This window comes from Enterobacter sp. FB (genome assembly GCF_000805795.1).
GTDB lineage: Bacteria > Pseudomonadota > Gammaproteobacteria > Enterobacterales > Enterobacteriaceae > Enterobacter > Enterobacter roggenkampii.
The window spans coordinates 381,843-397,228 of record NZ_JSZC01000013.1 but is presented as its reverse complement, the minus strand read 5'-3'; the positions used below and the strand labels follow the sequence as shown (position 1 = coordinate 397,228).

The window sequence follows — 15,386 nt, the reverse complement described above, 5'->3', positions numbered from 1 at the left end:
GCGGATGAAACTACAGAATTCTTTTCGCGACTATACGGCTGAGTCCGCGCTGTTTGTGCGCCGGGCGCTGGTCGCCTTCACCGGGATTTTGCTGCTTACCGGCGTGCTGATCGCCAACCTTTATAATCTGCAAATTGTCCGTTTTACCGACTACCAGACGCGTTCCAACGAAAACCGTATCAAGCTGGTGCCTATCGCGCCCAGCCGCGGCATTATTTACGATCGCAACGGCACCCCGCTGGCGTTAAACCGCACCATCTATCAAATCGAGATGATGCCGGAAAAAGTCGATAATGTTCAGGATACGCTGGAAGCGCTGAAAAGCGTTGTCGACCTTAACGACGACGATATCGCCGCCTTCAAAAAAGAGCGCGCCCGCTCACACCGATTCACCTCCATCCCGGTTAAAACCAACCTGACGGAAGTCCAGGTGGCCCGCTTTGCGGTAAACCAGTACCGTTTCCCCGGCGTGGAAGTAAAGGGGTACAAGCGTCGCTACTACCCTTACGGATCCGCGCTGACGCATGTGATTGGCTACGTCTCCAAGATTAACGACAAAGACGTCGACCGCCTTGATAAAGACGGCAAGCTGGCGAACTACGCCGCAACGCACGACATCGGTAAGCTCGGTATTGAACGCTACTACGAAGATGTCCTGCACGGGCAAACCGGCTATGAAGAGGTGGAGGTTAACAACCGTGGCCGCGTGATTCGCCAGCTTAAAGAAGTGCCGCCTCAGGCGGGGCATGACGTCTATCTGACCCTCGACCTTAAGCTACAGCAGTATATTGAAACCCTGCTGGCGGGCAGCCGCGCAGCCGTTGTGGTCACCGATCCCCGCACCGGCGGCATCCTGGCGATGGTGTCTATGCCAAGCTATGACCCGAACCTGTTTGTTGACGGCATTTCCAGTAAAGACTACTCCGGTCTGCTGAATGACCCCAACACGCCGCTGGTGAACCGCGCGACGCAAGGGGTTTACCCGCCGGCATCCACGGTTAAACCGTACGTGGCGGTCTCTGCACTGAGTGCTGGCGTCATCAACCGCAATACCAGCCTGTTTGACCCGGGCTGGTGGCAGCTGCCCGGTTCAGAAAAGCGCTATCGCGACTGGAAAAAATGGGGCCACGGTCATCTGAACGTCACCAAATCGCTGGAGGAGTCTGCGGATACCTTCTTCTATCAGGTGGCGTATGACATGGGGATCGACCGCCTGTCTGAGTGGATGAGCAAATTCGGCTACGGACACTACACCGGCGTTGACCTTGCGGAAGAACGCTCCGGCAACATGCCGACGCGCGAATGGAAGCTGAAGCGCTTTAAAAAACCGTGGTATCAGGGCGACACCATTCCGGTGGGTATCGGTCAGGGTTACTGGACGGCAACGCCGCTTCAGATGAACAAAGCCATGATGATCCTCATCAATGACGGCGTGGTGAAAGTGCCTCACCTGCTGCAGAGTACGGTTGAAGACGGCAAAAAAGTGCCGTGGAACCAGCCGCACGAAGCGCCGGTGGGTGACATTCATTCCGGCTTCTGGGAAATTGCGAAAGACGGTATGTACGGCGTGGCAAACCGCCCGAACGGTACCGCACACAAGTATTTCGCCGGTACGCCGTACAAAGTGGCGGCGAAGTCCGGTACTGCGCAGGTCTTTGGCCTGAAAGCCAACGAAACCTATAACGCGCACCGCATTGCCGAACGTCTGCGTGACCACAAGCTGATGACGGCGTTTGCCCCATATGACAACCCGCAGGTCGCGGTGGCGATGATTCTGGAGAACGGCGGTGCCGGGCCTGCAGTAGGGACCATCATGCGCCAGATCCTTGACCACATTATGCTGGGTGATAACAACACCGAACTGCCGGCTGAAAACCCGGCCGCCGCTGCGGCGGAGGACCAATAATCATGACGGATAATCCAAATAAAAAATCGCTGTGGGACAAAATCCACATCGACCCAGCCATGCTGCTGATCCTGCTGGCTCTGCTGGTTTACAGCGCGCTGGTTATCTGGAGCGCCAGCGGCCAGGACATCGGGATGATGGAGCGCAAAATCGGCCAGATCGCCATGGGCCTTATCATTATGGTGGTGATGGCGCAGATCCCGCCGCGCGTCTACGAAGGCTGGGCGCCCTACCTCTACATCTTCTGTATTATTTTGCTGGTTGCGGTCGATGCGTTTGGCGCCATTTCAAAAGGGGCGCAACGCTGGCTGGATTTGGGCATTGTCCGCTTTCAGCCCTCGGAAATTGCCAAAATCGCCGTGCCCTTAATGGTGGCACGCTTCATCAACCGCGACGTCTGTCCGCCGTCGCTGAAGAATACCGCTATCGCGCTGGTGCTGATTTTCCTGCCAACGCTGCTGGTTGCGGCACAGCCTGACCTGGGTACCTCTATCCTCATCGCCCTCTCCGGCCTGTTTGTCCTGTTCCTGTCGGGCCTGAGCTGGCGCCTGATTGGTATCGCGGTAGTGCTGATTGCGGCGTTCATCCCTATTCTCTGGTTCTTCCTGATGCACGATTACCAGCGCCAGCGCGTCATGATGCTGCTCGATCCGGAAACCGATCCGCTGGGCGCGGGCTATCATATTATTCAGTCCAAGATTGCGATTGGCTCCGGCGGCCTGCGCGGTAAAGGCTGGCTGCACGGCACGCAGTCGCAGCTGGAATTTTTACCGGAACGCCACACCGACTTTATCTTTGCCGTCCTGGCGGAAGAGCTGGGGCTGGTGGGCATCTTAATACTCCTGGCCCTATACGTTCTGCTGATCATGCGGGGATTGTGGATTGCAGCACGCGCGCAAACGACCTTTGGTCGCGTCATGGCTGGCGGGTTGATGCTGATTTTATTCGTTTATGTCTTCGTAAATATTGGTATGGTGAGTGGTATTCTGCCGGTGGTAGGCGTACCGCTGCCGCTGGTGAGTTACGGAGGCTCGGCACTGATCGTGTTGATGGCCGGGTTTGGTATCGTGATGTCGATCCATACCCACAGAAAAATGTTGTCAAAAAGCGTATAAAAATAAGGGGATCGGAATGCGTAAGCAGTGGCTGGGGATCTGCATTGCGGCAAGTTTACTTGCGGCCTGTACTAGTGATGATGGTCAGCAACAGGCAACCGTCGCGCCGCCGCAGCCTGCGGTGTGTAATGGCCCGATCGTAGAAATCAGCGGTGCCGATCCCGTTTATGAACCGCTGAATGCCAGTGCCAATCAGGATTACGAGCGCGACGGCAAAAGCTATAAAATTGTTCAGGATCCTTCCCGTTTCAGCCAGGCGGGCTTTGCCGCCATTTATGATGCCGAGCCTGGCAGTAACCTGACGGCCTCCGGAGAGACGTTCGACCCCATGCAGCTGACGGCGGCACATCCGACGCTGCCGATCCCGAGCTATGCTCGTATCACCAACCTGGCAAACGGCCGCATGATCGTCGTGCGTATCAACGACCGCGGCCCGTACGGTAATGACCGGGTGATCTCCCTGTCGCGCGCGTCTGCCGATCGCCTGAATACCTCGAACAACACCAAAGTCCGTATTGACCCAATTATCGTGGCGCAGGATGGCTCCCTCTCCGGGCCGGGTACCGCGTGTACGACGGTGGCGAAACAGACCTATGCCCTTCCCGACCGCCCCAATCTTGACGGGGGAATGGGCAGCGTCTCTTCTCCGGCCGAGCCTGCTCAGCCGGGGGGAGAAATACGCCCAATCAGCAACGACACGCTGCAAAGCGACGATTCAACGGGCGCACCGGTAAAGAGCAGCGGTTTTCTTGGCGCACCGACGACCTTAGCCTCGGGCGTGCTGGAAGGCAGTGAACCTACCCCAGCCCCCGCTCCCGTTGCTGCACCAGCGACCCAGTCGGCTCCCGTAACGGCGCCCGCGGCCACGCAAAGTGCCGCGGTGGCGGCTCCAACAGCGGCCAGCGGCAGCTATGTGGTTCAGGTCGGTGCTGTGAGCGATCAGGCCCGGGCTAAACAGTATCAGCAGCGTCTGAGCCAGCAGTTTGGCGTACCGGGACGCGTTGAGCAGAACGGTGCGGTCTGGCGCATTCAGATGGGGCCGTTTGCCAGCAAATCGCAGGCAGCCTCCCTGCAGCAGCGTCTGCAGAATGAAGCTCAGCTTCAGTCATTTATCGCTGTTGCGAAATAATTAACCGGCGGTATCCGAATTGTCAGTTTGTGTAAAACACATTCACAAACTCATGCTTAAAGTCGGATGCCTGCCTGAATAGCATTTGCTATAGTAAGGCACTTTTTTTAATTCCATCACGGATGTCGTAGTTCTGACCATGAAGACCACTTTTTCTGCTCGTTTTGTGCAGCGCATGGCGCTGACCACGGCCCTTTGCGCGGCTGCGCTCTCTGCAGCTCACGCCGATGACCTGAATATCAAGACCATGATCCCTGGCGTTCCGCAAATCGACGCGGAATCCTACATCCTGATCGATTACAACTCTGGCAAAGTGCTGGCAGAACAGAATGCCGATGCCCGCCGTGACCCGGCCAGCCTGACCAAAATGATGACCAGCTACGTTATCGGCCAGGCGATGAAGGCAGGTAAATTCAAAGAAACGGATCTGGTCACCATCGGTAACGATGCGTGGGCAACCGGGAACCCGGTCTTTAAGGGCTCCTCTCTGATGTTCCTGAAACCGGGTATGCAGGTTCCTGTTTCCCAGCTGATTCGCGGTATCAACCTGCAGTCGGGTAACGATGCCTGCGTGGCGATGGCCGATTTCGCCGCCGGTAGTCAGGATGCCTTCGTAGGCCTGATGAACAGCTACGTGAACGCGCTGGGTCTGAAAAACAGCCATTTCCAGACCGTACACGGCCTGGACGCAGACGGTCAGTACAGCTCGGCACGTGACATGGCGTTGATTGGTCAGGCGCTGATCCGCGATGTCCCTAATGAGTACTCTATCTATAAAGAGAAAGAGTTCACCTTCAACGGTATTCGTCAGACCAACCGTAACGGCCTGCTGTGGGATAACAGCCTGAACGTTGACGGCATCAAAACCGGTCACACCGACAAAGCGGGCTACAACCTGGTCGCCTCCGCCACTGAAGGCCAGATGCGTCTGATCTCTGCCGTGATGGGTGGCCGCACCTTTAAAGGCCGTGAAACAGAAAGCAAGAAGCTGCTGACCTGGGGCTTCCGTTTCTTCGAAACCGTGAATCCACTGAAAGCAGGCAAAGAGTTTGCGTCTGAACCCGTCTGGTTCGGCGACAACGACCGTGCTTCTCTCGGCGTTGATAAAGACCTCTACCTGACCATTCCGCGCGGTCGTATGAAGGATCTGAAAGCCAGCTACGTCCTGAACAGCACCGAGCTGCACGCCCCGCTGCAGAAAAATCAGGTTGTGGGCACGATCAACTTCCAGCTGGATGGCAAAACGATCGATCAGCGCCCGCTGGTGGTCCTGCAAGAAATTCCTGAAGGCAATTTCTTCGGCAAAATCATTGATTATATTAAATTGATGTTCCACCACTGGTTTGGTTAAAAATCGAACACTTGAAAGTGTGATTTTGATCCCCATATACTAAGTATCCTGATAACTCCCACCTGACGTGGGAGTTATTATTTTTTGACGTTACGCCGGAGCTGACATGAAAACCAAACTTAACGAACTGCTTGAATTCCCTACCCCATTTACCTACAAAGTAATGGGTCTGGCGAAACCTGAGCTGGTTGATCAGGTGGTTGAAGTGGTACAGCGCCATGCGCCGGGTGACTACTCTCCGTCAGTAAAACCAAGCAGCAAGGGCAACTACCACTCGGTTTCTATTACCATCACTGCGACACACATTGAGCAGGTTGAGACGCTGTACGAAGAGCTCGGCAATATCGAAATCGTTCGTATGGTGCTGTAGTCCCTTTGCGGTTACCCGGTTTGCCGGGTAACCCCTCTCCCCGCTGTGATATACTCCCGCATACCTTTTGTCCCTCGTCTTCGGAGACGCAGTTTTGTATCAGGATAAAATTCTGGTCCGTCACCTCGGGCTGCAACCTTACGAGCCTGTCTCCCAGGCTATGCATGACTTCACCGATTCACGCGATGACACTACCCCCGATGAGATCTGGCTGGTCGAACACCTGCCAGTCTTTACGCAGGGTCAGGCGGGAAAAGCAGAACATTTATTAATGACGGGCGATATTCCGGTTATCCAGAGCGATCGCGGCGGTCAGGTCACGTACCATGGTCCCGGGCAGCAGGTGATGTACGTCCTGCTCAATCTGAAGCGCAGAAAGCTCGGCGTGCGTGAACTGGTTACCTTACTGGAACAGACAGTCGTCAATACGCTGGCGGAATACGGGATTGACGCGCATCCGCGGGCCGATGCGCCTGGGGTCTACGTTGGGGAAATGAAGATCTGTTCTCTGGGGTTGCGTATTCGTAAAGGCTGCTCATTCCATGGCCTGGCCTTGAATATTAATATGGATCTCGCGCCTTTCCAGCGCATAAACCCCTGCGGCTACGCCGGCATGGAAATGACGCAAATGCGCCAGTGGGTAGAAACCGCTACGCCAGACACGATTCGTCCCGTGCTTTTGAAGAACGTGTTAGCACTACTTAACAATCCCCCGCACGAATATATCCCTGCTTAATATATCGTACAACAGGGCTCGCTAATTTGACGGGCCACTGTCTATTTACCGTTTTTGCACTTTACAATAATCCATAGATTCTATATTTTCGAAGCGCCCGAATATTACCGCTACATATTATTTAGCCTCCAGCATGCACGGCAAACACGGCATAAGCAACGTGAGCAATTATCACACAAGTGTTTGCTTTTGATAAACAAATGAAACAAAACCAACACTTTACGAATCTCTACAAGCATAATAAATAAATTCAACTATCATTCATATTGTGAATGTATACGGAGTGAAAGCGTGGAGTATAATAATTTACCAGCCAAACGACTGAATGAACCTGGTGGCGAAGACAAGCCGCAAATTTTTCGGACTTTACGTAATATTGATCTCAATTTACTGACTATTTTTGAGGCAGTATATGTCCATAAGGGTATCGTTAACGCTGCGAAAATTCTTAATCTCACGCCATCTGCAATAAGCCAGTCCATCCAAAAGCTACGCGCTATATTTCCTGACCCGTTATTTATTCGTAAGGGCCAGGGGGTAACGCCGACGGCCTACGCCACACATCTTCATGAGTACATCAGCCAGGGGCTGGAGTCGATTCTGGGCGCGCTGGATTTAACCGGGAGCTACGATAAGCAGAGAACTATCACCATCGGCTGTTCTCCTTCTGTGGGTGTGCTGGTGATGCCAGCGATCTTCCAGGCCGTAAAAGAGCATGCTCCGCAGCTCCTGCTTCGCAATGTGCCTCTCCATGAGCCTGACGTTCAGCTTGCCCAGTTCCAGACGGACCTGATTATTGAAAGCGGCAGCTTCAGTGCCAGAGCGCTGGGGCAAAATGTGCTCTATGCGGATAACCTGGTACTGGTTTGCCGTCAGCAGCATCCTGCCCTCAGCGAGCCGCTGACCATCGAAAACCTGCGCAACTACGACCACTCGTCTTTCATGACCGAAGGGCAGTCCAACCATGGCCTTCGTCAGCGTATTGATGAAATTTTCCCGGAACGTCAGATCAGCTTCAGCAGTTACAATATGTTCACCACCGCATCCCTGATAGGCAGCAGCGATATGCTGTGCATCATGCCATCGCGCCTGTACAGCCTGCTCCGGAAATGCTGGCCGCTGGACAGTATCCCCCTCAGCCAGCTTAATGGGGAATCTGTTGAAATTTCACTGCATTACAACAAGCTGAGCTTGCGCGATCCGGTTCTGGAAAACGTAATCCGCATTATCCGTCAGGCCTTCTGACAGGTTGAGCCAGCATAAGCCCCTGCGGCAGGCAGGGCAAAAGGCACAAAACAACAACTATTTTACAAATTGGCGATCTGGCAGGCTGCTTTAACGACCGTTTCAATGATATACTGCCTGTCGTTCGTTCAAAAATAGTTGATAAATACAACATTCCCTTGAATTGAAACGCTTTCCTTCGATATTCGCAACTGGAACACGCACGCTATGAGTAAACCCATTGTGATGGAACGCGGTGTTAAATACCGCGATGCCGATAAAATGGCCCTTATCCCGGTTAAAAACGTGGCTACAGAGCGCGAGGCGCTGTTAAGAAAACCGGAATGGATGAAAATCAAACTTCCGGCCGACTCTTCGCGTATCCAGGGGATCAAAGCGGCGATGCGCAAGAATGGCCTTCACTCCGTTTGTGAAGAAGCCTCTTGTCCGAACCTTGCTGAATGTTTCAATCACGGTACCGCGACGTTTATGATTCTGGGTGCTATCTGTACCCGCCGCTGCCCGTTCTGCGATGTTGCTCATGGCCGTCCGGTTGCACCTGATGCTAACGAACCCCAGAAGCTGGCGCAGACCATCGCCGACATGGCGCTGCGTTACGTGGTTATCACGTCCGTTGACCGTGACGATCTGCGCGACGGCGGAGCGCAGCACTTCGCTGACTGTATTACGGCCATTCGCGAGAAAAGCCCAAACATCAAAATCGAGACGCTGGTGCCAGACTTCCGCGGCCGTATGGACCGCGCGCTGGATATCCTGACCGCGACGCCGCCAGATGTATTTAACCACAACCTGGAAAACGTACCGCGTCTCTATCGTCAGGTGCGCCCGGGCGCTGACTATAACTGGTCTCTGAAACTGCTGGAACGCTTCAAAGAAGCGCATCCACATATTCCGACCAAGTCAGGTCTGATGGTAGGTCTGGGTGAAACTAACGATGAAATCATCGAGGTGATGCGCGATCTTCGCCGCCACGGTGTAACCATGCTGACTCTGGGCCAGTATCTGCAGCCAAGCCGTCACCACCTGCCGGTACAGCGCTACGTGAGCCCGGACGAGTTTGATGAAATGAAGGCCGAAGCGCTGGCGATGGGCTTTACTCACGCCGCATGCGGCCCGTTTGTTCGCTCCTCCTACCATGCAGATATGCAGGCAAAAGGCGAAGAAGTTAAATAATGCTGTAATATTCATTTACAGTAATACAAAAAAACCGGCCTCATGAGCCGGTTTTTTTTTCGCATGCCCTCAGGCGTTGCTGTCACTCTTTGTGAGAAAGCTTGTCTGCCGGGACGTCATCCTCAGCGCTTTTCTTCGCGGCTGTATCATCGTCGTTCATCGCTTTCTTAAAGCCTTTGATGGCAGCCCCCAGGTCACCACCCAGCGTGCGTAACTTCTTGGTACCAAACAGCAGGACGACCAGTGCGGCAACCACCAGCAGTTTGGTAATACTAATCTCACCCATAGATACCTTCTTTACTTAAAACAGGCTGCATTCAGCGCCAAAACCTGACTGTATTAACGGTCATTTAGCGCGTGCACACAATAGCAATCTGTAACAAGGTGAATCAAGCATTGTTGAAAAAAACATCACAATAATTGCGGTGGCGCAAACCGACGATTGCGAAGAACAGGTAATTGCTGACGTGCAAGCGCAATTCTGTCTATGTTTATCTCCGCCACCAGCAAATCCGGGGCTTCCGCAGCGGCGGCGATCGTCACACCCAGCGGATCGACTACCCTGCTTTGCCCGATGTTCTTCGTTCCGCATTCTCCTGCAGCAACGATATAGCAGGTGGTATCCAGCGCGCGTGCCGCCAGCAGCGTTGCCCAGTGATGTTCTTTTAACGGCCCTTTAACCCACGCGGCAGGCAGAACCAGCACGTCCGCCCCCTGTAGCGCCAGATGGAGTGCCAGCTCCGGAAAACGCAGGTCATAGCAGGTCATCAGCCCAACCTTTAATCCGTCAATCTCCAGCAGCGGCGGAACACGGTCTCCTGGGTCGACGCGCCGTGATTCCTGAATGCTGAAGGCATCATAAAGATGGAGCTTGGCGTAACGTGCGACTATGGCTCCGCCGCGAATCGCCACCAGCGTATTCACCGCCCGACCCGGCGTAGAGGGAACATGGATTGTTAAGATCGTCGTCATCGTATTGCCCACGCTCTGGGCGAGCAATTGCTGTAAAAATTCACCGTCCAGCGGCTGCGCGGACTTCACGGATAAATCCGGGTCATTATCATCCCTGGCCAGCAGCGCCTCAGGAAGCACCAGCAGCGACGCGCCTTTCTGTTGGGCCTGCATCATCAGATTGACGCATTTTATCGCGTTAGCCTGCCAGTCAGGCGTGACCGCAAATTGCCCTACCGCAACATACATATTTGTCCCCTCATCATAAACGGCGTTAAACTCGCTTCTCTTACACATCAAATAGCAGGTATTTAGCGTGTTACAACTACTTTTAGCCGTTTTTATTGGTGGGGGAACGGGTAGCGTTGCGCGATGGTTTCTCAGTATGCGGTTTAACCCCCTGCATCAGGCGATTCCCATGGGGACGCTGGCTGCAAACCTGATAGGTGCCTTTATCATTGGCATGGGGCTGGCCTGGTTTAACCGAATGACACACATTGACCCAATGTGGAAAGTCCTTATTACCACCGGATTCTGCGGCGGGTTAACCACCTTCTCAACCTTTTCTGCGGAAACGGTTTTTCTCTTTCAGGAAGGCCGTATCGGCTGGGCGCTGATGAATATGGCGATCAATATGCTCGGCTCCTTTGCGATGACGGGGATCGCATTTTGGCTATTTTCTTCTGCAAGCGCGCATTAACAGCCGAACCGTTAATGTTGGCTTAATTTTTCTCTGTCACTCTGGATGCAGTACTGAACGAGGGTGACAGAATGAAACAGAGTCTGATGAGCGCAGGCATGGTGTTGTTAAGCGTGCTGATCGTGGCCAGCTTCCTGAAAATGTATCTGCTTGGCTGATTCAAAACGAAAAAAACCCGCTCAGTGAGCGGGTTTTGAAATTCTTGCTGACGCGTCTGGATTACAGAGCGATTACGTTAGCAGCAGAAGGGCCTTTGGCACCGTTAGTGATTTCGAACTCTACACGCTGACCTTCAGCCAGAGTTTTGAAACCATTAGACTGGATTGCAGAGAAGTGTACGAACACGTCTTTGCTGCCATCTTCAGGAGTAATGAAACCGAATCCTTTGGACTCATTAAACCACTTAACGTTACCTTTAATCTTAGACATCAAAATTACCTTTACATTAAAAAACGACACAAATGCTGTGTCGGTTACCAGTACATCAATTGTGAGACCTTTTGTCCAGCGGATCTTTGATAAAAAGTGACTAAAGTCGCGTTAATTTTCACTGGCAGATTTTTATCGTTTATGAATCAACGGCTGCGCGTTTTATCACCAACAGGTAAAGTTTTTTCAGTTAAAACTGAAAACGCATCCAAGCGAAGTAAACGTTACCGTTGTTGTACGTGCCCGGGATGTAGGTCATCTGGAACGTTGCGGGGCCGTAACCGATAGAGGCCAACGGCAGCAGCACCGGGATCGGAATGTAGTTCCAGTTGTCACGCGCGGTGACCCCCGCGGTATAGCCCAACCCGACATGGAAGTTCTCGTCAGCTAGCGGGCGCCAGGTTTTCTCCCAGCCGTAGCCCCCAATCGGCTCCCATTTATTAAAGGAGTCTTTAAAGGCCATCAGATAGATACCATGCCAGTTTCCCTTATCATCCCAGCGCGACTGACCGAAACCAGCGCCCCACGGACGCTCGTTATATTTATCGGTTTTCTCTTTGTCGTAAGCAAAACGCGCATGCCACGTTATTGCCGGAACATAGAGATCATAATGTTCGGGCGCCGTCCAGGTCTGAGAGACATTATCCGTAAAGGTTGAGAACCACCCTTTATCCGTCGCGTTGTCCTCTGCCTGTGCAACAGAAGAAAACGTTAACTGCCCAAAAATAAACAATAAAATTGAGAAAAATGTATTACGTACGATCACAATGCAATTACCATTCTTAGTATTCGAGGCAAAGTTTACCATAAAGTAGTTGAATCAAGGCTTAACGACATCAGCGTTATTCCTAATTATTCGGCCTTTTTCCGGGAATATTCTCAATAAACTGGACCGCAAGTTTGAATAAGCACATTCAGAGTGAGCCTTTAACCTGTTTAGCCTTGTATATCAGCAACATGCTGAATTACACAAAATATTAACAATCTGTTATCATTGTAAGGACATATTGCGCTATTTCTTACGGTCAAGACTCTCATGGCGTAAATGTAAGAGCCATGGCAAAAACACGGTTGTTCTGCTCTCTAGTCGTCTGTTTATTGATTTTAATCAGCAAGAACAGGCCATTTATTCGGCACATTTTCATCCTTCTTATTTTTATTGATTTTTTGTGCTCCATTGCAGCAGAGATACAGGGGAAATCATGCTTACGTTATTCGAACTCCTTATTGGGGTCGTCGTCATTGTCGGTGTCGCACGCTACATCATTAAAGGCTATTCGGCCACGGGCGTATTATTTGTTGGCGGTTTAACGCTGCTGATTATCAGCGCCATAATGGGACATCAGGTATTACCTGCCAGTGCAACCAGTACGGGTTACACCGCCACTGATATTGTTGAATACATTAAGATATTACTCATGAGCCGCGGCGGCGACCTGGGTATGATGATCATGATGCTGTGCGGTTTTGCCGCCTACATGACCCATATCGGTGCCAACGACATGGTCGTTAAGCTTGCCTCAAAACCGCTGCAATACATCAACTCACCCTATCTGCTGATGGTCGCCGCCTATTTCCTCGCCTGCCTGATGTCGCTGGCCGTGTCGTCGGCAACCGGACTTGGCGTACTGCTCATGGCCACGCTGTTCCCGGTCATGGTGAACGTCGGTATCAGCCGCGGCGCGGCAGCAGCCATTTGCGCGTCTCCGGCAGCCATTATTCTTTCCCCGACCTCCGGCGACGTTGTGCTGGCGGCAAAGGCTGCGGAGATGTCGCTCATCGACTTCGCCTTTAAAACCACGCTGCCAATCTCTATTGTCGCCATTGTGGGAATGGGAATCGCGCATTTCTTCTGGCAGCGCTATCTGGATAAGAAAGAAAACATCAGCCACGAGATGATGGATGTGAGTGAGATCACCACCACCGCCCCCGCGTTTTATGCCATTCTGCCCTTCACGCCGATTATCGGAGTGCTGATTTTTGACGGCAAATGGGGCCCGCAGCTGCACATCATCACCATTCTGGTGATCTGCATGCTGCTGGCTGCCGTGCTGGAGTTTGTGCGCGGTTTCAACACGCAAAAGGTGTTCTCGGGTCTGGAAGTCGCCTATCGCGGTATGGCGGATGCCTTCGCTGGCGTGGTGATGCTGCTGGTGGCAGCGGGCGTTTTTGCTCAGGGTCTGAGCACCATCGGCTTTATCCAGAGCCTGATCTCTATCGCCACCTCGTTCGGCTCGGCCAGTATTATCCTGATGCTGGTCCTGGTGGTACTCACCATGCTGGCGGCCATGACCACCGGTTCCGGCAATGCGCCTTTCTACGCTTTCGTGGAGATGATCCCGAAACTGGCCCACTCCTCCGGTATTAACCCGGCCTATCTCTCCATTCCCATGCTGCAGGCGTCAAACCTGGGCCGTACCATTTCCCCGGTATCGGGCGTGGTCGTCGCCGTTGCCGGGATGGCAAAAATCTCGCCATTTGAAGTGGTAAAACGCACCTCAGTGCCCGTTATGGTTGGGCTGATTATCGTGATTATCGCCACGGAAGTGCTGGTGCCCGGCGCAGCCTAAGCTAAATTCCTGATATCCAGAAAGCGCCTGCGGGCGCTTTTTGTGCTTTAATAACCCCCAGAAATCAATCACGCTCATTCGATCAGGAAATCATATGTTCAGGAAGGATATCGTTATCCCGTCTGGGGCAATCGCGCTTGCCCTCTGTGTTTTCTCCACGCAGGCAGAACCGCTCAAGGCAACCCAGTATGGCGATTTCGATCGCTATGTGCTGGCCCTGTCCTGGCAAACCGGGTTTTGCCAGAGCATGGTCGAGCGCAACCGCAATGAACCTGACGAATGTCGCCTGCAAAAAGAGCGCGAAAATAAAGCTGATTTTCTGACCGTTCACGGGCTATGGCCCGGCCTGCCGAAATCCATTGCCGCACGCGGGGTGGATGAACGTCGCTGGATGCGTTTTGGCTGCGCCACGCGCCCCATTCCGAACATGCCGGAAGTGAAGGCCAGCCGCAAATGCGATGCCGCCGAAACCGGACTGTCGCTTTCCGCTGCCGCAAAGCTCAACGACGTGATGCCGGGTGCGGGGGGTAATTCCTGCCTGGAACGCTACGAATACGCCAAACATGGCGTCTGCTTTGGTTTCGATCCGGATGCCTATTTCGGCACGATGGTGCGGATGAATCAGGAAGTTAAAAACAGTGCGGTCGGTAAATTCCTTGCCAATAACTACGGAAAACCCGTCAATCGCAGCGACTTTGACAGTGCCGTAGCCAAAAGCTGGGGCAAGGAGAACGTTAAAGCGTTCAAGCTGACCTGCAACGGCAATCCGGCTTATCTGACCGAGATGCAGATTTCGCTGAAGGCTGACGCCATTAACAACCCGCTTTCTGCGGCCTCATTTGCCCCGCAGCCACATCCGGGTAACTGCGGAAAACAATTCGTGATTGATAAAGCCGGTTACTGATCCGCGCCCGGGCGCACCATATCAAACCGGTTTTCATCGCTGATGCCATAGTACGCTGTCGGCCCACCCGCACGCAGGATGGGCTGCGCTTTCGCCGTCTGGTATATCCCCTCTTCCAGCAGCGTTTCGGCAATATGGATACCGACCACTTCCCCCAGCACCAGCCACGTGTCCACCGGCGTACCGTCGGCCCCCGTCAATTGAATGCACTGGGACAGTCGACACTCAAAATTCACCGGGCTTTCTGCAACGCGGGGGGCGTTAACCAGCTGGCTGGCCGCTGGCGTGAGCCCGGCAAAGCTAAATTCATCCCGATCGTGGGGAAGCATCGCGGAGGTTTGATTCATCGCCTGCGCGAGATCGCGCGTTGCCAGGTTCCAGACAAATTCCCCGGTTTCCGTAATATTACGCACGCTGTCCTTCCAGCCGTTGCTGGAAAAGCCGATGATCGGCGGGCGGTAGTTAAAGCAGTTGAAGAAACTGTACGGTGCAAGGTTCAGCTGACCGGCCTTGTCGCAAGAGGAGATCCAGCCTATCGGACGTGGACCAATAATGGCGTTCAGCGGGTCATGCGGCAGGCCGTGCCCCTGAGACGGTTGATAGAAGTACATAATTCTCTCTCGTTGATGGGCAACGCCCGGGTTCAGGACACTCAGCGTAACGTATTCCGCCAGGAATGAAGACTGAATAAATTTCAGCGAAAATTCATATGGCCCATGAATGTGACTTTCATCACTTCAAACTTGCGCGCTCAGCCAGTATCATCGGGAGAGTTAAACCCTCGCTGCCAGACGGCGAGGGTTTTCT

16 protein-coding genes are annotated in these 15,386 nt (G+C 53.2%); 11 read left to right on the top strand and 5 right to left on the bottom strand.

Going from position 1 to position 15,386, the window contains the following annotated elements:
• The first annotated feature begins 4 nt into the window (after nt 1–4).
• From mrdA to lipA, 8 genes are all read left to right on the top strand, one after another.
• Nucleotides 5–1,906, top strand: a complete 1,902-nt coding sequence (gene mrdA, locus PI91_RS08730) for a peptidoglycan DD-transpeptidase MrdA (RefSeq protein WP_023293034.1) — start codon at nt 5–7, stop codon at nt 1,904–1,906.
• Nucleotides 1,907–1,908: 2 nt separating this feature from the next.
• Entirely contained in the window at nt 1,909–3,021 is a 1,113-nt protein-coding gene (gene mrdB / locus PI91_RS08725; protein ID WP_008501037.1) for a peptidoglycan glycosyltransferase MrdB, read from the top strand.
• Nucleotides 3,022–3,037: 16 nt separating this feature from the next.
• Nucleotides 3,038–4,150: an endolytic peptidoglycan transglycosylase RlpA gene (rlpA, locus tag PI91_RS08720; protein WP_039265956.1), complete on the top strand. Its 1,113-nt coding sequence runs from the start codon at nt 3,038–3,040 to the stop codon at nt 4,148–4,150.
• Between the two features lie 139 nt (nt 4,151–4,289).
• Nucleotides 4,290–5,501, top strand: a complete 1,212-nt coding sequence (gene dacA / locus PI91_RS08715; RefSeq protein WP_008501035.1) for a D-alanyl-D-alanine carboxypeptidase DacA — start codon at nt 4,290–4,292, stop codon at nt 5,499–5,501.
• A gap of 106 nt (nt 5,502–5,607) precedes the next feature.
• Nucleotides 5,608–5,871 (top strand): DUF493 family protein YbeD, encoded by a 264-nt coding sequence (gene ybeD, locus PI91_RS08710; RefSeq protein WP_003858718.1) that lies wholly within the window; start codon nt 5,608–5,610, stop codon nt 5,869–5,871.
• A gap of 94 nt (nt 5,872–5,965) precedes the next feature.
• A complete protein-coding gene (lipB, locus tag PI91_RS08705) occupies nt 5,966–6,607 on the top strand; it encodes a lipoyl(octanoyl) transferase LipB (protein ID WP_008501034.1) in 642 nt (213 codons plus the stop codon).
• 291 nt (nt 6,608–6,898) lie between these two features.
• A complete protein-coding gene (locus PI91_RS08700) occupies nt 6,899–7,852 on the top strand; it encodes a YbeF family transcriptional regulator (protein ID WP_039265955.1) in 954 nt (317 codons plus the stop codon).
• 207 nt (nt 7,853–8,059) lie between these two features.
• Complete coding sequence (gene lipA / locus PI91_RS08695; protein ID WP_008501032.1) at nt 8,060–9,025, top strand: lipoyl synthase; 966 nt, start codon at nt 8,060–8,062, stop codon at nt 9,023–9,025.
• An 82-nt stretch (nt 9,026–9,107) separates the two neighbouring features.
• Here lipA and tatE read toward each other — a convergent pair whose 3' ends face one another.
• Together tatE and PI91_RS08685 are read right to left on the bottom strand one after the other, a co-directional pair.
• Complete coding sequence (gene tatE / locus PI91_RS08690; RefSeq protein ID WP_008501031.1) at nt 9,108–9,311, bottom strand: twin-arginine translocase subunit TatE; 204 nt, start codon at nt 9,309–9,311, stop codon at nt 9,108–9,110.
• A 125-nt stretch (nt 9,312–9,436) separates the two neighbouring features.
• The gene (locus tag PI91_RS08685; protein ID WP_039265954.1) at nt 9,437–10,225 is read right to left on the bottom strand and encodes a deaminated glutathione amidase; all 789 of its coding nucleotides are present in this window, start codon (nt 10,223–10,225) and stop codon (nt 9,437–9,439) included.
• Between the two features lie 67 nt (nt 10,226–10,292).
• Between PI91_RS08685 and crcB the strand changes: the two genes are divergently transcribed.
• Entirely contained in the window at nt 10,293–10,676 is a 384-nt protein-coding gene (gene crcB / locus PI91_RS08680; protein WP_008501029.1) for a fluoride efflux transporter CrcB, read from the top strand.
• A gap of 219 nt (nt 10,677–10,895) precedes the next feature.
• Here the strand turns inward: crcB and cspE are convergent, their stop codons facing one another.
• A complete protein-coding gene (cspE, locus tag PI91_RS08675) occupies nt 10,896–11,105 on the bottom strand; it encodes a transcription antiterminator/RNA stability regulator CspE (RefSeq protein ID WP_002439184.1) in 210 nt (69 codons plus the stop codon).
• Nucleotides 11,106–11,295: 190 nt separating this feature from the next.
• Entirely contained in the window at nt 11,296–11,913 is a 618-nt protein-coding gene (gene pagP, locus PI91_RS08670) for a lipid IV(A) palmitoyltransferase PagP (RefSeq protein ID WP_008501026.1), read from the bottom strand.
• Between the two features lie 394 nt (nt 11,914–12,307).
• On the opposite strand from pagP, the gene dcuC reads away from it, so the two are divergent.
• Nucleotides 12,308–13,675 carry an anaerobic C4-dicarboxylate transporter DcuC gene (dcuC, locus tag PI91_RS08665; protein WP_021242585.1) on the top strand — a complete coding sequence of 456 codons (1,368 nt, stop codon included), beginning with the start codon at nt 12,308–12,310 and terminating at the stop codon, nt 13,673–13,675.
• A 94-nt stretch (nt 13,676–13,769) separates the two neighbouring features.
• The gene (gene rna / locus PI91_RS08660) at nt 13,770–14,579 is read left to right on the top strand and encodes a ribonuclease I (protein WP_023293038.1); all 810 of its coding nucleotides are present in this window, start codon (nt 13,770–13,772) and stop codon (nt 14,577–14,579) included.
• On the opposite strand, the gene PI91_RS08655 is transcribed toward rna, so the two are convergent.
• Complete coding sequence (locus tag PI91_RS08655; RefSeq protein ID WP_008501022.1) at nt 14,573–15,190, bottom strand: flavin reductase family protein; 618 nt, start codon at nt 15,188–15,190, stop codon at nt 14,573–14,575. The two genes, rna and PI91_RS08655, sit on opposite strands and share 7 nt — an antisense overlap.
• Nucleotides 15,191–15,386: the final 196 nt, after the last annotated feature.